Raw genomic sequence first — 16,759 nt, 5'->3', positions numbered from 1 at the left:
GGTCATGGAGCTCTATACCTACTACCGCTCGACCTCGTCTTACCGGGTGCGTATCGCGTTGGCGTTGAAGGGGCTGGATTACCAGGCACTGCCGGTCAACCTGATCGCACCGCCGGGTGGCGAACATCGCCAGCCAGCGTATCTGGGCATCAACCCGCAAGGCCGGGTGCCGGCCTTGCGTACCGATGAAGGCGAGTTGCTGATTCAGTCACCGGCGATCATCGAGTACCTGGAGGAACGTTATCCACAGGTGCCGCTGCTGTCCAAAGACCTCGCCGCCCGCGCGCATGAACGGGGTGTGGCAGCGGTGATTGGTTGCGATGTGCATCCGCTGCACAACGTCAGCGTGCTCAACCGGCTGCGGCAGTCGGGGCACGATGAAACGCAGGTGGTCGAGTGGATTGGACACTGGATCGGCGAGGGCCTGGCGACGGTCGAGCAGTTGATTGGCGATGAGGGTTATTGCTTTGGTCCGACACCTGGCCTGGCGGATGTTTACCTGATCCCGCAGTTGTACGCGGCTGAGCGCTTTAGCATTTCCCTTGAGGCGTATCCGCGGATTCGTCGGGTGGCGGCGCTCGCAGCGTCTCACCCGGCCTTCATCAAGGCTCACCCGGCGAACCAGCCAGACACCCCTTGAGTCATAAACAAGCGCAAAAGGTCGCAGCCTTCGGCAGCTCCTGCCGGGTGTACCCCCTCTCAATGTAGGCGCTGCCGAAGGCTGCGATCTTCTGCGTTTAATGGACGACCGAGTTGGGCGGCAGGTGGCCTAATCGCTCGGTCAGGCGAATCCGCTGAATCGGGTCGTCGCTGAGCAGCAGCGCATGCTCCAGATCGAAACGCTCGGCGTTCGGGCAGTCCAGCCGTTGATACAGGCTGGCCCGGGCCAGGTAATCGGAGGCGCTCGCGTTACCCAGCTCCAGCACACGCTCGGCGTCGATCAACGCACCAATGTAATCATCGTGAGAAAGGTGCAACTGACGCAGGTTGCGCGACAGTCGCTGCAGCATCTGCACGGGCTCGGCGGTGAGTAAATGCTCGGCGTTGAGTTTCATGTTCGGGCCGTACTGGCGCTGCAACAGTTCACGGCAATCGTTGGGGTACAACCGGCGTCCACCGCAAGGGTCGAGCAAATGATCGGCTCCCGGAACCCGCAGCAGAAAATGCCCGGGAAAGTTGACCCCGACCATGGGGATTTCCAGGCCTCTGGCCAGTTCCAGCGCAATCAGCCCCAGTGCCAGCGGTTGCCCCCGCCGGCGTTCCAGCACTTTGTCGAGTAAGGCTGCTTGCGGGCGCAAGGGGGTAAAGTCGTCCTGGGCGAAGCCCAGGTCATTGAGGCGTCGCAGCAGCGGTTGGGCCAGTTCGCTCACGGGCAGCATCGGCAGACCGTAACTGACGCGTTGTTGCAGGTCCTTGAAATGGGCCAGGACCGCCGCTGGATTCACTTCCTTGTCATGCTCGACAGACATCCACAGCGCTGCCTCGAACAGCGCGGGCGGTGATCGTTGCAGACAATCGAAGAAGTGTTGGCGAGGCGTCATCAAAATCTCCGGGGAATGCCTCGTTTTAGCCTCGTCTGCGGCGTTCGTCCAGTGGCACGCCGGGTTATGTCCGAAAGCGCTGGATCGAGGCAATCCTTATTCCGGTGCGCTTCTGCAATTTTTGGGCGCGAGCCTATACTGGCGACTACAAGAAGTGATTCGGGAGCCCCTACGATGTTCGCTCTCATGCAAAGCACTCGCCTTGAATCGCTGCATCTGAGCGTCGACCCGGTCACCGGGTTGAAGGCGGTCATTGCCATTCACAACAGCCGTCTGGGGCCTGCCCTGGGAGGCTGTCGTTACCTTGCCTATCCCGATGACGAGTCCGCGGTCGAGGATGCCATTCGCCTCGCCCAAGGCATGAGTTACAAAGCGGCGCTCGCCGGTCTGGCGCAGGGCGGTGGCGTGGCGGTGATTGTGCGACCGGTCCATGTGGAAAACCGCGCGGCCCTGTTCGAAGCGTTCGGCCGCTGCATCAATCAACTCGACGGCCGCTACATCACGGCCATCGACAGCGGCACTTCGGTGGCGGACATGGATTGCATCGCCCAACAGACCCAACATGTCACCAGCACCACCTCGGCGGGCGACCCGGCGCCTCACGCGGCGATGGGCGTGTTCACCGGCATTCGTGCCACCGCCATGGCTCGCCTGGGCAGCGATAACCTGGAAGGCCTGCGCGTGGCCATTCAAGGCCTGGGCAATGTCGGTTTCGCCCTGGCCGAACAACTGCATGCCGCCGGAGCCGAACTGCTGGTCAGCGACATCGATCACGGCAAGGTGCAACTGGCCATGGAGCAACTCGGCGCTCATCCGATCGCCAACGACGCGCTGCTCAGCACGCCTTGCGATATTCTCGCGCCGTGCGGCCTCGGCGGCGTACTCAACAGCAATACCGTCACGCAATTGCGATGCTCGGCCGTGGCCGGTTCGGCGAATAACCAGCTGACTCATCTGGACGTTGCGGATCAACTGGAACGGCGGGGCATTCTTTACGCGCCGGATTATGTGATCAATGCCGGCGGGCTGATCTACGTCTCGCTCAAACACCGCGGCGAAGAGCTGACGACCATTACCGCCCACTTGTCGAAAATCAGCTCGAGGCTGACCGAAGTCTTTGCCCATGCCCAGGCGGAGAAACGTTCCCCGGCGCGGGTGGCGGACGAGTTGGCGGAGAAAGTGTTGTACCAATGAAGGCTCACAGCGTCCTTCATGCCGCTGGCAAATTCTAGAGTCCTGACTACGCTGCAAGCGGGATGGCGCAACGCCACCCGCCCGGTTGATGAAGGCCTGCCTGCGTCTGGGGCAATCATGACTGGCGCAATGCTTTTTCGTGATTTCAAGGAGCGAATCATGTCTTCCAGTTCATCTCTCACCTGCAATTTCACGATCAACTCCAGTCTCGATATTGGCGTGTCGTTTGTCAGTGACGATAACGGCGCCAATTACGGCGGGCAGATCACTATTTTCACCCCTGGCACCGCAGGTCCGGTGAGCACCGGTTTATGGGACAGCGACGGCAACGTCTTCTTCACCCTCTACCAGTCTGAAAACCCGGCCATCAACTGCGTGATCAACTCGGGTTCGACGCCCGGTTCCTGGGACCCCTATATCGAGGTTGCCCAGCAAAACGGCCTGACCTGCACCATCACCGGCCCAGTGCCACAACCCGGTGAAAACACATTTGGCTATACCCTCGACGTAGTGCCGAGCGCCGGCGTTGGTCAGGGCCCCGTGACGGCTCAGACAGCCGGATCGCCGACGCCTCAACACGTAACGCGAATGTTGCTTCCTGCGGGCGGCAAAGAGGCATGGACGCTGATCATGCAGGGCAATGCTGCGGTGCCCGATGAAATCAGCGTTGGCTCACCGGTTGTCATGGCGTGGGCGCGGTTTGACGACGGGACACAGGTGGCCGGCGGGGTCTACAAGTCCGACACCCCGACGGATTACAACGTCAAGTTCATGTGGGTGCTGGACGCCAACGGTAATCAGTATCCCGGTTGGCCCATCGATGTCAGCGATCACGAGGACTTCCTCAACAATGGCTATCTGTTTTCACTGACGCCCGACAGTGATGAGGTCTACCTGCTGAACGTCGTTGAACGGCCTTGGGTGAAATCATGACGACTACTTACACGTTCTCCGTCAGTCTGTTCGACGCGATCGCCAACCCGAACGGGTTGCAGGTTTGGCAGAGCGGCACGTTGACGTTCGACACCGATTCGATGACGGGCGCATTGGCGCTACCGGGTTTTTACAAAGATCCGATCCCATACGAGGGAAGCGCCGTATCACCGTCAACGTCGGCAGGCACGACCATCAAGGCCTCGGGTAAAAGTACCGAGGCACAGATCACCTTCACCGTGACCTATAACTTTGATGGTTTTCTTTTCAACGGCAGCTATGTCGGCGGTTTGATCAGCATGCTCGACTACGGCGCACAAGAGACCTACCTCTACGTCATCCAGGGGCTTTCTTCGCAGGGGCCATCGGGGGCTTCATTCCGCGGAGGTTCGACAGCGGTGGACAAGAGAACCCCGCGAACGGCCTGATCCCCGGTTTTTCGCAGGCATGAAAAAGGCCCTGAGTCATTCGACTCAGGGCCTATTCAATTCGGGTGTCGCTTACTTGGGTGTCTTGGCTGCTTTAGCTGGCTTGGCAGGCTCAGCGGCTTCGACTGCTTCAACAACGGGTTCCGCTATTTCAGCCGGCGCACTCAGCAGTTCGGACAACGCATCCGGCTGGCTCTTGAATGCCTTGGCGAACACATCGCGGTTCTTCGCCATGTAGATCCCGGCTTCTTCCACTTGCTGCTCGGTCAGGGACGGAACGGCTTTTTGCAACACTTCAGCCAGCAATTCGGCCAGTTCGAGCATTTTGTCATGACGGTCAGCTTCGGCTTTATCCATGAACAAGCGCTCCAGATCTCGGCTGCTGCGGTATACCACTTCGACGGCCATTCACCACCTCACATGCCTTCACGATAGTTGTCTGTTTCGACCACTGTATTTATATACAGCGAAAAGGATAAGCGAATCCCTGCGCTTTGGGTAGTGGCTTTTTAATGTAGACCGAATTCAGGGTTTGTCAGGTGGGCCGTGGCGCTCCAATGGCGAGGGCTAGCCCCCACAGGGTGCGACCAAACGCCACGGAGCGCGTTTTAGAGCACCTCGCCATCATGTCGCAGGCGCCTCTGGCCTTTTTTCTGCATGCAGAACAACCGTCACGTCCAACCCGCATCATCCGCTCGAACCGAGCTAAGGAAGAATCATCGTGAAAATCAACTGGGCCGAGAACCTGCGGCAAAACGTGCACCAACTGGCCGAGTCCCTGGGCAATCTGTTCGTCGAGACTTTCCACTACCTGGCGCTGTTCGCCATAGGTGCCGTGACCGCGTGGGCAGCGGTGATGGAATTTCTGGGGATGATCGAAGAGGGGCACATCAAGATCGACGATATCTTGCTGCTGTTCATCTACCTCGAACTGGGCGCGATGGTCGGGATTTACTTCAAGACCAACCACATGCCGGTGCGCTTCCTGATTTACGTGGCGATCACTGCGCTGACGCGGCTGCTGATCTCCAACGTCTCGCACCACAACCCGCCTGACCTGGGCATCATTTACCTGTGCGGCGGGATTCTGCTGCTGGCGTTTGCGATTCTGGTGGTGCGTTACGCCTCGTCGCAATTCCCTTCGGTGAAGATCGAACACCCGCAACGCAAGATCGGTGCGGGTTCCGGTGAGCATCCCGAAGTGGAAAAGGGCGAGATTTAAAGGCGCATGGCGGGCCGCGGCTGGCCTTTGGCTGGCGGCGGCAGCTTGTGGTTGTCGCCGTCGGTCATGGCTTCGAGGATGGTCATGGCGCACTGGCCCTGTTCGATGGCAATGCCGAACTGGATGCTTTGCACCAAACGTTTGAGGCGCTTGGGGTCATTGCGTTGTTCGGCGCTGATCATCCGTTTGGCCACGATACGGCCACTGTTGGAGAGGGTCAGCATGATGCTGCCGTCCAGACCCTGAATGCTCAGGTTGATCTGGTAATCCGGTGCAAAGGCATCGGTAATGAGCTGAAAGGGGTTGTCCATGATGCGTCACCGCCTGATTGAACGTGCAGTTGTTGACCGGCCATGGTCGGGTTGGTTCGCAATACCGGACCATCGGCAGGCGCTCGCTGAGGTTCTCAAAAAATCCTTTTTGCCTCGTCAGGGGTGTAGCAAGGGGCATGCCGGAAAGGTTGTCGGACAATGATCGCGGGATAAAAGAGGCGGGCTCTATGGCCCGCCTTCTTTTTGCCTGCCCGTTTCAGGGCATGAATGAGTCGATGATCGCTGACAGTGCAATCAGACCGATCAGCACTCCACCCAGCTGACAGCCAGGCCGCCTCGTGAAGTCTCTTTGTATTTGTCGTGCATGTCGGCGCCGGTGTCGCGCATGGTGCGGATCACCCGGTCCAGGGAAATGAAGTGTTTGCCGTCGCCGCGCAGGGCCATTTGCGTGGCGTTGATCGCCTTCACGGCAGCGATGGCATTGCGCTCGATGCACGGCACCTGTACCAGGCCGCCGACCGGGTCGCACGTCAGGCCGAGGTTATGTTCCAGGCCGATTTCGGCGGCGTTTTCCAGTTGCTCCGGGGTAGCACCGAGTACGTCCGCCAAACCGGCGGCGGCCATGGCGCAGGCCGAGCCGACTTCGCCTTGGCAGCCAACTTCGGCACCGGAGATGGAAGCGTTTTTCTTGCAGAGAATTCCTACGGCTGCAGCGCCCAAAAAGAACGCCACGACATCATCGTCCGACGCGTCCGGGTTGAACTTCATGTAGTAGTGCAGGACGGCGGGAATGATCCCGGCCGCGCCATTGGTTGGCGCGGTGACCATCCGTCCGCCGGCGGCGTTTTCTTCGTTCACGGCAAGGGCGAACAGGTTCACCCATTCCATCGCCGACAGCGTCGAAGTGATGACATTCGGCTTTCCGATTTCCAACAGGCTGCGGTGCAATTTCGCCGCCCGACGCGGAACATTCAGACCGCCGGGCAGGATCCCTTCGTGGCGCAAGCCCTGCTCGACGCACTCGCGCATCACCGACCAGATATGCAGCAAGCCCTGACGGATGTCGGCTTCGCTGCGCCAGGCCAGTTCATTGGCCATCATCAACTCGGAAACCCTGAGTCCATGCTGATTGCACAGCTTGAGCAATTCGGCAGCGCTGGAGAAATCGTACGGCAGCACTACGTCGCTGGTCGGAGCGATGCCGGATTCGGCTTCGGCCGCTTCGATGATGAAACCACCGCCGATCGAGTAGTACGTTTGCTCCGACAGCTCACCGGTTTCGCCGAAGGCTGTCAGAGACATGGCGTTGGGGTGGTAGGGCAGGCTCTCATCAAGCAGCAGCAAATCGCGGTGCCAGTCGAAGGCAATGGTGGTTTGGCCGGCCAGATTCAGTTCGCCGGTCTCCAGCAATGTGTTGATGCGGCTGTCGATGCAGGTCGGATCGATGCTGTCCGGCCATTCGCCCATCAGGCCCATGACGCAGGCCCGGTCGGTAGCGTGACCGACTCCGGTTGCGGACAGGGAGCCGTACAGGCGGATTTCCACCCGACGGACGGCATTGAGCAGATTCTGCTCGATCAGTGCCTGGGCGAAGGTCGCGGCGGCGCGCATCGGGCCGACGGTGTGGGAACTGGACGGACCGATGCCGACTTTGAAAAGATCAAAAACACTGATAGCCATGCTAAAGCCTATACAAGCAATGGAAGAGAAATCGCCGCCATTTTTGTAGGACAAGCGCAATGTCAGCGATACTGCGCGTCTCGGTCCTACGTGACTAACGAAACTTCCTAAGACAGCCTTTAGCAGGACTAAACAATGAGTCGCCAATTGCACGCCCAGACTTACGTCTGGCTGCACGTGTTTTCCTGTGCCGCGCGGCACTTGTCGTTCACCCGTTGTGCCGAAGAACTGCACATCACACCGGGTGCGGTCAGTCAGCAAATCCGCCAACTGGAAGAACGGCTAGGGTTCCGACTGTTTCACCGGCGTGCGCGGGGGGTGGAGTTGAGCGCGCATGGCCAGCGACTGGCCATTACGGTCAACGAGGCTTACGGCAGCATCGACGCCGAATTGCGACGACTGGACGCCGGAATGATCAGCGGGATTTTGCGGGTGCGCTCGATTCCCTCGTTCCTGAGCAAATGGCTGACCCCGCGTCTACCGCGCTTGCAGCAGCGGTTTCCAGACATTCAATTGCGCCTGGTGGCGGAGGACAGCAGCGTGCCGTTGCACGAGGGCGACTTCGACCTGGCGATCGATCTGAACGATGGCAGTTACCCCGGCCTGATGTCCACAACCTTGCTCGACGAGCAGATCTTCCCGGTCTGCGCGCCGAGTCTGTTGCGCGGGCGGCCGCCGTTGCATGGCCCGGCAGACCTGTCGCACTTTCCGCTGTTGCACGACATCACGGCCTGGCGCGGCAGTTATGAGTACGCGGAATGGGAGTTCTATCTCAACGCCATCGGATACGAAGGCGCGGATGTGCGGCGCGGGCACACCTTCAATCGCAACCACCTGACCATCGAGGCGGCGATTGCCGGTATGGGCGTGGCGATTGCGCGGCGCACCTTGCTGAATGATGAGCTGGAACGCGGAGCGTTGATTGTGCCGTTTGGTCTGGCGGTGCCGAATCACAAGCGTTACATGCTGCTGTATGCGCCGGGGGCGCTGAGCCATCCGGGCGTGCGTGCAGTGCATGACTGGCTGGTGGAGGAGGCGGGCGTTTTTCGAAGCCTGCACCCGCTGGCAGAGCGGCAGATGTGAGTATTTGTGACAAAGAAGTGAAGCGACCCAACTCCCGACCTTAACAGCGCTTTTGCTCCTTGTCCGGCTTTTTTTGCGAATGAAAATTTATCTTTTTTCAGGGGTTGAAATGTTCGGCGCACAGACCGATTGTGTAGGTAAGAGGTCACGGTGATGACGCCCAAGGGCCAGCCGAAGGGCCTCTCGCGAGCTAGCTGAAATAAGGGATGAACTATGCAAATCCAAGTCAACAGCGATAACCATATTCAAAGCAGCATCCGACTGGAGGAGTGGGTACGTACTACCATTGAGAGCACGCTCGAACGTTATGAAGAGGACCTGACACGCGTCGAGGTCCACCTGCGGGACGAGAACGGCGACAAGCCCGGTCCCCACGACATGCGCTGCCAGCTGGAAGCGCGGCCAAAAGGCCACCAACCGATTTCTGTTACCCACAAAGCCGCAAACCTGGAACTGGCGATCGACGGTGCGGCTGAAAAACTCGAACACGCGCTGGAACACCTGTTCGGCAAACTGCGGGGCAAACCACGTGCCGCTATAGTGCCGTTCGAAAGGCCCACTGCCGATGCGCTGCTGGAAGACGAGTTTCTCGAGAACGAACAGGCTGCACAAAACGGCTGACGCCTGAATCACTATTTGTCTTTCCACCTCTGAAAACGGGCCTGCTGATGCAGGCCCGTTCTTGTTTCAGGGGTTGGCTAATTCTCAGGTTGATCAATACCTGTGGCGAGGGGATTTATCCCCGTTCGGCTGCGAAGCAGTCGTAAATGGATATCAGGCACCCCGTGATTGCAGATTTTGGGGCCGCTTCGCAGCCCAACGGGGATAAATCCCCTCGCCACAGTGATGTTTGCCTCCAGGCATCGTTGGATCAAACGCAGGAAAAACCGGATCTTTTTTGCGTATGAGAATATTTATCATTAATATTGCGACCTTGTTGGCCCCCTGACTTTCTCGCGGCCTCACCCGTTTCAAGGTCGAAACATGAAAGCACTCCCCGTTTCCTATCGATTGGCCGTCACGTCGCGACTGCTCGCTGCCGTGGTGGGCGGCTATATCGTCGCGGCGCTCGCCAGTGTCAGCCTGAGTCTGTGGGTGCCCATGGCCCGCGCCGACGCCGTGGTGACCGGGATGATGACCTCGTTTCTGGCCTACCTGTGCGCGGTGATCTGGTGCTTTGCCTGTCAGAGCGCGTGGCGAGCCTGGTTCGGGGTGATCGTGGCGAGCCTGATGCTGGCCGCGGTGTCAGGGCTGGCTTACTGGGTGGGCCATTCATGAAAGAGGGCTTCCGTCAGGCGATGGCCTGGCTGCATACCTGGGCCGGGTTGATCTTCGGCTGGTTACTGTTCGCGATTTTCCTGACCGGCACACTGGCCTACTTCAAGGACGAGATCAGCCACTGGATGCAACCGGAAATTCCTGCCCGTTCGGTGACCTCCGAAGCCAGTCTGACCCTGGCGCAGAACTACCTTCAGCAACACGCCGCCGGTGCCTCGCGCTGGCTCATCGACCTGCCCGATGCCCGCGAGCCCGGCCTGTCAGTACGCTGGCAGCAGACCCCGGCCAAGCGTGGCGAACGTGGTCAGTTCACGGAAAAACTTCTCGACCCGCAAACCGGCGCCGAAGTGCAGGGCCGCGAAACCATGGGCGGCGAGTTCTTCTACCGTTTCCACTTCCAACTGCAAATGCCCTATCCGTGGGGCCGCTGGTTGTCGACCATCGCCGCCATGGCGATGTTCGTCGCGCTGATCAGCGGGATCATCACCCACAAGAAAATCTTCAAGGACTTCTTCACCTTCCGTCCGCGCAAGGGCCAGCGCTCCTGGCTCGACGGGCACAACGCGGTGGGTGTGCTGGTACTGCCGTTTCACCTGATGATCACCTACAGCAGCCTGGTGATTTTCATGTCGATGGTGATGCCGGCCAGCATTCTGGCTTCGTACAACGGTGATGTGCGGGCGTTTTTCGATGAGGTGTTCCCGGCATCTGCTACCCCGGAGCTGGCGGGCAAACCGGCTGAACTGGCGCCGCTGGCACCGCTGCTGGAAAAGGCTCGGGAGCAGTGGTCGGGCGGGCGGGTCGGGCGGCTCACCGTGAACAATCCAGGCGATGCGAACGCTTCGGTGGTGCTCGTGCGTGACGGTGCCGATCGCGTGGTCCATGACTTTGGCCGCGCGGCGACCTTCAACGGCGTGACCGGACAATTGCTCGGCACCACGCCGGAGCAATCGCTGCCGAGGGCGATTGCCGGCAGTTTCTACGGTTTGCATATGGGCCGTTTTGCCGACCCGGTGCTGCGCTGGCTGTACTTTATCTGCGGGTTGGCCGGCACGGCGATGATCGGTACCGGGCTGGTGGTCTGGCTCGGCAAGCGTCAGCTCAAGCATGCGAAAAGCGGCGTGATGCCCTTCGAGTTGCGGCTGGTGGAGGTGCTGAACATCGCCAGCATGTCCGGGCTGATGGTCGCCGTGGCCGCGTTCTTCTGGGCCAATCGCGGATTGCCGGTGGACATGGCCGGGCGGGCGGATTGGGAAGTGAACAGCTTCTTTATCGTCTGGGGCCTGAGCGTGTTGCATGCCATGGTCCGTCGTGGCCGTGCGGCGTGGGTCGAGCAGTTGGCGCTGGCGGCGCTGCTGTTTGGCGCGGTGCCGCTGCTGAACGCCCTGACCACGCCCTATCACTTGGGCGTCACGCTGGTGCAGGGCGATTGGGCGATGGCCGGTTTCGACCTGACGTGCCTGGGCAGCGGTGTGTTTTTCGCCTGGGCTGCGTGGAAAATGCAGCGCTCGGCACAGGCTGCAGTCGTCACCCGACAGCGTGCGCAACCGATCACCCTTGAGCGCGAGGCGAACTGAATGTTGCTGGCCCTGTTGCTCTGTTACGGTGGTTTCACCGCGTTGTGTTTATCGATGGACCGGCATCATGCCGAGCTGTTGGGCCGCAAGCCGTCGGCCCGTCGCCGCCAACTGATGAAACTTGGTGGCTGGCTGTTACTGGCCTTGTCGCTGTGGGCGGCGTTGGCTTCGACCGGTTGGGGGCTTGGGTTGGTGGAGTGGTTTGCGGTGCTGATGCTCAGTGCATTGCTGCTGGTGCTGTTGATGCCCTATCGACCGCGTCTGGTGTTGTCACTGGCCGGTCTGAGTCTGCTCGTCAGCCCTGTTGCCGCGTTTGCGCAGTATTGACCTGATGATCACCCGTCCTCCTGATTCCCACGACGAAGAGCCTCGCGGCGCGCGTGCGCATTTCCTGCAGGTGTTCTTGTCCCAGCGTTCGCAAATGGAAGCGCTGGTGAACCGTCGTGTCGGGTGCCGGGCAACGGCAGCGGACCTGGTGCAGGACTTGTTTTTGCGCTTCTGGCGCCGGCCGCTGGTGCAGGTCGAAGAGCTCAGCACGTACCTGTTGCGCTGCGCCGGCAACATCGCCATCGACCACTTGCGCAGCGAAGGCGCGCGGGTTCGGGTCAATGAAGGCTGGCAACCGGATCAACCCGACAGCCATGGCAGTGAACCCCAGGCCGCACTGGAGGCCGGCAATGATTTGCGCCACGTCGAAGCCGCGTTGCGCGCGTTGCCCGAGCGCACGCGGCAGATTTTTCTGCTCAATCGCATCCACGGCCGTAAATACGCGGAGATCGCCAAGGCCATGGGGTTGTCCCAGAGTGCCGTGGAAAAACATATGATGCGCGCCCTCGAAGCCTGCAAGGCCAGCCTGCGGGATCCCGAATCGCGCACGCCAGGGAAAGCACCGTGAATCAGCTTGACCGCGTCACCCCGACGCTCGCTCAGGAGCAGGCCGCTTTCGCCTGGCTGAGTCTGTTACATGACCAGCCGAGCAGTGGCGACCAGGCCACGTTCAGCCATTGGTTGCAGGCCGATCCCGCGCATGCCGAGGCCTACGCCCGGGCGCAAGTGGTGTGGGAGTTGAGCGAAGGCCCGGCGCGCACGCTGGCCAACGAAGACGCATTCGCCTTGCAGCGCTACCTCAACAGCATGGGTCAATCGCGTCGCAGCGGTGTTCGGCGTTGGTCCGGTGCGCTGGCGATGGCGGCGTGCCTGTTGTTGATGCTCAGCCTCGGTTCAGGCTGGCAGCCGCTGCGCTGGGTCGATGATCTTGGCGCTGATTATGTGTCGGCACCGGGGGAAATTCGCACCGTCACGTTGGCGGATCAATCGCAAGTCACCCTGGATGCCGACAGTGCCATCGCCGTGGATTTCACTCGGGGCGAGCGCCGCGTCCAGTTGCGGCGCGGCGCTGGTTTCTTCAGCGTCACGCATACGGGCGAACCGTTTGTGGTTGCTGCGGAAAAGGGGCAGGCGCGGGTGCTGGGGACGCAGTTTGAAGTGCGTTTGCAACCTCACGGTGCACAAGTGACGGTGTTGTCCGGCCGGGTCGGTGTGACAGCGGACAATCACACCGAACAGCAGATTCTGACCGCCGGCCAGCAAGTGGCGTATGGCGAAGGCTCGGCGGACAAACTGCGAGCCGTGGACAGCGAAGCGCAGTTGGCGTGGCGCCAGGGCTGGCTCAATTACTACAAGGTGCCACTGGCTGATGTGGTGGAGGATCTGCGACGTTACTACCCGGGGCGGATTGTGCTGCTCAATGATGAACTGGCGGCGCGGCGCATCAGTGGCAGTTTTCCGGGCAAGGACCCGCAGGCGGTGTTGAGTTCGTTGCAGGGGGTGATGGGATTTGAGCAGCACTCTGTGGGGCCGTTGATTATTTTGCGGTGAAGCAAAGTCAAAAGATCTTTTCAAATATTTTCAAAATCAGGGTGAGGTAAACCCGGGCGCCATCCGTGTAGTGACTGAAACTGCGAGTCATTCGCATCCGTACGGTTCTACACAGGTCATGAGCAATGAAGTCCAGGGCAAAATCGGGTTCGGTCAAACAGTGGTTGGGTGCCTCAGCACTGAGCATTTCGGCATTGGCGTTGTTGCCATTGAGCGTGGCATTGGCCGCTGAGGCCGGCACGGCGCAGCAGCGTTCGCAGTTCAATTTTGCGATGGATGCCAAACCGCTACCCCAGGCCTTGAGCGACTTCAGCCGGATTACCGGCATCAGCGTGGTCTATACCGACGAAGCACCGTACGGCGTTACCGCGCCAGCGGTCAGCGGGCAGATGAGCGCCGAACAAGCGATCCAGCGTTTGCTCAGCGGTTCGGGATTGACCTTCCGTCGCACCGATGCTCACACCCTGGCGCTGGAACCGCAGCCCACCGAAGGCGCGTTGAACCTGGGCGCGACCACCATCACCTCGGTGATGGATCAAACCATGAGTTACCAGCCGCCGCCCACCAGTTTGGTGATGCGCTCGTCGGCCTTGCTCCAGGAAATCCCCCAGACCGTCAACGTGATCCCGGCACAGGTCATTCGTGATCAGGCGCCACGCAACCTCGACGACGCGCTGGCCAACGTCAGCGGCATCACCCAGGGCAACACGCTGGGCAGCACCCAGGATTCGGTGATGACCCGTGGCTTCGGCGATAACCGCAACGGCTCGATCATGCGCGACGGCATGCCGGTGATTCAGGGGCGTGGCCTCAACGCCACAGTCGATCGGGTCGAAGTGCTGAAGGGCCCGGCCTCGTTGCTCTACGGCATTCAGGACCCGGGCGGTGTGGTCAACATGGTCAGCAAGAAACCTGAACTCGAGCAGTACAACGCGTTGACCCTGCGCGGCTCGACTTACGGCGACGGCAAAAACGGCAGCGGTGGTGGCCTCGACAGCACCGGCGCACTCGGTGAGTCCGGGCTGGCGTACCGCATGGTGCTGGACCACGAAGACGAAGATTACTGGCGCAACTTCGGCACCCACCGCGAAACCCTGGTGGCGCCATCGCTGGCCTGGTTCGGCGAAAGCACCAAGCTGTTGTTCGCCTACGAACACCGTGAATTCCTGACCCCGTTCGACCGCGGAACGCTGATCGACCCGCGCGACAACCATCCGCTGGACATCTCCCGCAATCGACGCCTCGACGAGCCGTTCAACAATATGGAAGGGCGCTCGGACCTGTATCACTTCGAGGCTGACCACGAGCTCAACGACAACTGGAAAGCGCACTTCGGCTACAGCTGGAACCGTGAAACCTACGACGCCAGCCAGGTGCGCGTCACGGCCATCAACACCGCCAAAGGCACGCTGACCCGCAGCATGGACGGCACGCAAAACGCGATCAGCACCGACCGCTTCACCACCGCCAGCCTCGAAGGCAAGGTCAATGTGCTGGGCATGCAGCACGACCTGGTGTTCGGCGTCGATGACGAGTACCGCAAGATCTACCGCGAAGACCTGATCCGCCAGAAAAGCCTGACCACCTTCAGCTACCTCAACCCGGTCTATGGCCGTGAAGTCGCCGGCACCACCGTCAGCCCGGCCGACAGCGCGCAGACCGATAGACTGCGCAGCGATTCGCTGTTCCTGCAGGACTCGATCCACCTCACCGACCAGTGGATTCTGGTGGCTGGCGGCCGTTTCCAGGAGTACGACCAGTACGCCGGCAAAGGCGTGCCGTTCAAGGCCAACACCGACAGCAATGGTCAGAAATGGGTGCCACGTGCGGGACTGGTGTATCGCTACACCGACGCGTTGTCGTTCTACGGCAGCTACACCGAATCGTTCAAACCCAACTCGACCATCGCCCCGTTGAGCGGCAGCAGCACCGTACTCGACGGCAGCGTTGCGCCGGAAGAAGCCAAGTCCTGGGAAGTGGGGGCGAAGCTGGACATTCCGGGGCGTGTGACGGGTAACGTCGCGTTGTTCGACATCAAGAAGCGCAACGTGCTGGTGGCCAATTCCGAAGGACCGGTGACGATCTACAGCGCCGCCGGCGAAGTGCGTTCCCGTGGGCTGGAAGTGGATTTGACCGGCCAGCTCAGTGACCGCTGGAGCATGATCGGCAGCTATGCCTACACCGATGCCGAAGTCACTGAAGACCCGGATTACAAAGGTAAGAAACTGCAAAACGTCGCCAGGAACACCGGCTCGCTGTCGGCGGTCTACGACTTCGGCACCATTGTCGGTGGCGATCAGTTGCGGGTCGGCGCGGGCGCGCGGTATGTCGGTGAGCGGGCGGGCAACGCAGTGAATGATTTCGACCTGCCGAGCTATACCGTGGCCGATGCATTCGCCACCTACGACACCAAGGTCGAGGGGCAGAAGGTGAAGTTTCAGCTCAACGTGAAAAACCTGTTTGATCGCACTTACTACACGTCGGCGGCGAGCCGGTTCTTTGTGTCGATGGGGGATGCGCGGCAGATTTCGCTATCCAGCACTTTGGAATTTTGACCGGATACCGCGTCATCGTTCTTCGCGGGCCTGCCCGCGATGGCGGACTCTCAATCAGCGCAAAAACGCCTGGCGATACTCGCCAGGCGTCCCGCCGAGAACCTGCCGAAACCGGTTGGTAAAGTGACTCGCACTGGCAAACCCGCAGGCCAGCGCAATCTCCCCCAACGGCTGCGATGTCGCGCGCAGTAATTCCTGCGCCCGGCTCAAGCGCCGCGCCAACACATACTGATGCGGCGGCAATCCAAAGCTCTCCCGAAACATCCGCGCAAAGTGATATTCCGACAGCGCACACAAGCCCGCCAACTGCCCCAGGCTGATGGCTTCGGCCAACTGATGGTCGATGAACTCGACCAACTGCCGTCGCTGATGTGCAGCCAAACCACCCTTGAGCCGCAAACCCTCGCGCATCCCGACCTGGCAGAGCAACACGTGGCTGAGCATCTCATGGGCCAGGCTGCTGGTGAGCAGGCGTTCGCCGGGTTCATCCCAACTGAGGGTGAGCATCTGGCGAAAACGCCGGGCCTGCTGCGGATCGTCGAGAAACGTCCCTTCGCGCAATTGCAATTCGCGAGGTTCGCGGTCGAGCAACGTGACACAACCGAGGGCGAACTGTTCGGGGCTGAAATACAGATGAGCCAGGCGAATGTCGCCGTTGATCACCCAGCCTGACTGATGGTCGGCGGGCAGGATACACAGTTTGTCCGGGCCACCCTTGGTGCCGGGCTGGTCACGGCGAAAGGTACCGGTGCCGCCCGCGATGTAACAGGACAAGGTGTGATGGCTCGGCGCCTCGTAATCCTGGGCATCGTGATGGTTGTTCCACAAGGCTGCAGCCATGCCGTCACCGAGCTCGGCGCTGTGCTCGAGGCGAGCATTGGGCGAGCGGTTGAGTGCTTGAAAGACTTGCAGGGTTTCCAGTGCGGGCATGATCGTTTCTCCAACGCTTCGCATCCTACTCCGTAGACATTGGCCTGCCAGCCTCCGGGCCGACAAAAGCGCAAGTTTATGCAAGTGCGTGCGCGTTCGGCGCAGCACACTGGATCCTTAATCAGACAATGCCCTGTGGCGAGGGAGCTTGCTCCCGCTTGAGTGCGCAGCACTCACAAAAAAGGGTC

At 60.5% G+C, this 16,759-nt stretch carries 17 protein-coding genes and 1 pseudogene; 13 read left to right on the top strand and 5 right to left on the bottom strand.

Annotated elements, in window-relative coordinates; all coding sequences use genetic code 11:
- Window positions 1-4 precede the first annotated feature (4 nt).
- Complete coding sequence (gene maiA / locus ACM6I5_RS03220) at window positions 5-640, top strand: maleylacetoacetate isomerase (protein WP_414883171.1); 636 nt, start codon at window positions 5-7, stop codon at window positions 638-640.
- Between the two features lie 97 nt (window positions 641-737).
- On the opposite strand, the gene ACM6I5_RS03215 is transcribed toward maiA, so the two are convergent.
- A complete protein-coding gene (locus ACM6I5_RS03215) occupies window positions 738-1,541 on the bottom strand; it encodes a SirB1 family protein (RefSeq protein ID WP_017336592.1) in 804 nt (267 codons plus the stop codon).
- A 174-nt stretch (window positions 1,542-1,715) separates the two neighbouring features.
- Between ACM6I5_RS03215 and ACM6I5_RS03210 the strand changes: the two genes are divergently transcribed.
- The 3 genes from ACM6I5_RS03210 to ACM6I5_RS03200 all read left to right on the top strand — a co-directional run bounded on the left by ACM6I5_RS03210 (window position 1,716) and on the right by ACM6I5_RS03200 (window position 4,096).
- Window positions 1,716-2,735, top strand: coding sequence for a Glu/Leu/Phe/Val dehydrogenase family protein (locus ACM6I5_RS03210; protein WP_017336593.1), 1,020 nt, complete (start codon window positions 1,716-1,718; stop codon window positions 2,733-2,735).
- A gap of 117 nt (window positions 2,736-2,852) precedes the next feature.
- The gene (locus ACM6I5_RS03205; protein ID WP_414879392.1) at window positions 2,853-3,668 is read left to right on the top strand and encodes a hypothetical protein; all 816 of its coding nucleotides are present in this window, start codon (window positions 2,853-2,855) and stop codon (window positions 3,666-3,668) included.
- Window positions 3,665-4,096, top strand: a complete 432-nt coding sequence (locus ACM6I5_RS03200; RefSeq protein ID WP_414883170.1) for a hypothetical protein — start codon at window positions 3,665-3,667, stop codon at window positions 4,094-4,096. The genes ACM6I5_RS03205 and ACM6I5_RS03200 overlap by 4 nt, the downstream gene beginning before the upstream one ends.
- A 153-nt stretch (window positions 4,097-4,249) precedes the next feature.
- On the opposite strand, the pseudogene ACM6I5_RS03195 reads toward ACM6I5_RS03200, so the two are convergent.
- Window positions 4,250-4,504, bottom strand: a pseudogene (locus tag ACM6I5_RS03195) (YebG family protein); the annotation flags it as partial.
- Between the two features lie 313 nt (window positions 4,505-4,817).
- On the opposite strand from ACM6I5_RS03195, the gene ACM6I5_RS03190 reads away from it, so the two are divergent.
- Complete coding sequence (locus ACM6I5_RS03190; protein WP_017336597.1) at window positions 4,818-5,318, top strand: phosphate-starvation-inducible protein PsiE; 501 nt, start codon at window positions 4,818-4,820, stop codon at window positions 5,316-5,318.
- Here the strand turns inward: ACM6I5_RS03190 and ACM6I5_RS03185 are convergent.
- Together ACM6I5_RS03185 and ACM6I5_RS03180 are read right to left on the bottom strand one after the other, a co-directional pair.
- Window positions 5,315-5,629, bottom strand: coding sequence for a DUF3509 domain-containing protein (locus tag ACM6I5_RS03185; RefSeq protein ID WP_017336598.1), 315 nt, complete (start codon window positions 5,627-5,629; stop codon window positions 5,315-5,317). The two genes, ACM6I5_RS03190 and ACM6I5_RS03185, sit on opposite strands and share 4 nt — an antisense overlap.
- Window positions 5,630-5,893: 264 nt before the next feature.
- Window positions 5,894-7,270: an L-serine ammonia-lyase gene (locus ACM6I5_RS03180; RefSeq protein WP_017336599.1), complete on the bottom strand. Its 1,377-nt coding sequence runs from the start codon at window positions 7,268-7,270 to the stop codon at window positions 5,894-5,896.
- Window positions 7,271-7,405: 135 nt separating this feature from the next.
- Between ACM6I5_RS03180 and ACM6I5_RS03175 the strand changes: the two genes are divergently transcribed.
- The 8 genes from ACM6I5_RS03175 to ACM6I5_RS03140 all read left to right on the top strand — a co-directional run bounded on the left by ACM6I5_RS03175 (window position 7,406) and on the right by ACM6I5_RS03140 (window position 15,641).
- Window positions 7,406-8,353, top strand: a complete 948-nt coding sequence (locus ACM6I5_RS03175) for a LysR substrate-binding domain-containing protein (RefSeq protein WP_414883169.1) — start codon at window positions 7,406-7,408, stop codon at window positions 8,351-8,353.
- A 213-nt stretch (window positions 8,354-8,566) separates the two neighbouring features.
- Window positions 8,567-8,974: an HPF/RaiA family ribosome-associated protein gene (locus ACM6I5_RS03170; protein WP_017336601.1), complete on the top strand. Its 408-nt coding sequence runs from the start codon at window positions 8,567-8,569 to the stop codon at window positions 8,972-8,974.
- Between the two features lie 363 nt (window positions 8,975-9,337).
- Window positions 9,338-9,631, top strand: coding sequence for a DUF3649 domain-containing protein (locus ACM6I5_RS03165; protein WP_017336605.1), 294 nt, complete (start codon window positions 9,338-9,340; stop codon window positions 9,629-9,631).
- Window positions 9,628-11,208 carry a PepSY-associated TM helix domain-containing protein gene (locus ACM6I5_RS03160; protein WP_414879396.1) on the top strand — a complete coding sequence of 527 codons (1,581 nt, stop codon included), beginning with the start codon at window positions 9,628-9,630 and terminating at the stop codon, window positions 11,206-11,208. Before ACM6I5_RS03165 ends, ACM6I5_RS03160 begins: the two co-directional genes overlap by 4 nt.
- The gene (locus ACM6I5_RS03155; protein WP_414883168.1) at window positions 11,209-11,535 is read left to right on the top strand and encodes a DUF3325 domain-containing protein; all 327 of its coding nucleotides are present in this window, start codon (window positions 11,209-11,211) and stop codon (window positions 11,533-11,535) included.
- A gap of 4 nt (window positions 11,536-11,539) precedes the next feature.
- Entirely contained in the window at window positions 11,540-12,103 is a 564-nt protein-coding gene (locus ACM6I5_RS03150) for an RNA polymerase sigma factor (RefSeq protein ID WP_414883167.1), read from the top strand.
- Window positions 12,100-13,086 (top strand): FecR family protein, encoded by a 987-nt coding sequence (locus ACM6I5_RS03145; RefSeq protein ID WP_414879399.1) that lies wholly within the window; start codon window positions 12,100-12,102, stop codon window positions 13,084-13,086. Before ACM6I5_RS03150 ends, ACM6I5_RS03145 begins: the two co-directional genes overlap by 4 nt.
- Before the next feature lie 125 nt (window positions 13,087-13,211).
- Window positions 13,212-15,641, top strand: coding sequence for a TonB-dependent siderophore receptor (locus ACM6I5_RS03140; RefSeq protein WP_414883166.1), 2,430 nt, complete (start codon window positions 13,212-13,214; stop codon window positions 15,639-15,641).
- A gap of 54 nt (window positions 15,642-15,695) precedes the next feature.
- Here the strand turns inward: ACM6I5_RS03140 and ACM6I5_RS03135 are convergent, their stop codons facing one another.
- Complete coding sequence (locus ACM6I5_RS03135; RefSeq protein ID WP_414883165.1) at window positions 15,696-16,571, bottom strand: helix-turn-helix domain-containing protein; 876 nt, start codon at window positions 16,569-16,571, stop codon at window positions 15,696-15,698.
- Window positions 16,572-16,759: the final 188 nt, after the last annotated feature.

Source organism: Pseudomonas sp. IT-P171 (assembly GCF_949767765.1).
In the GTDB taxonomy this organism is placed as follows: domain Bacteria; phylum Pseudomonadota; class Gammaproteobacteria; order Pseudomonadales; family Pseudomonadaceae; genus Aquipseudomonas; species Aquipseudomonas fluorescens_B.
The sequence above is the reverse complement of the archived record's forward strand: the minus strand, read 5'-3'. Positions and strand labels throughout refer to the sequence as shown.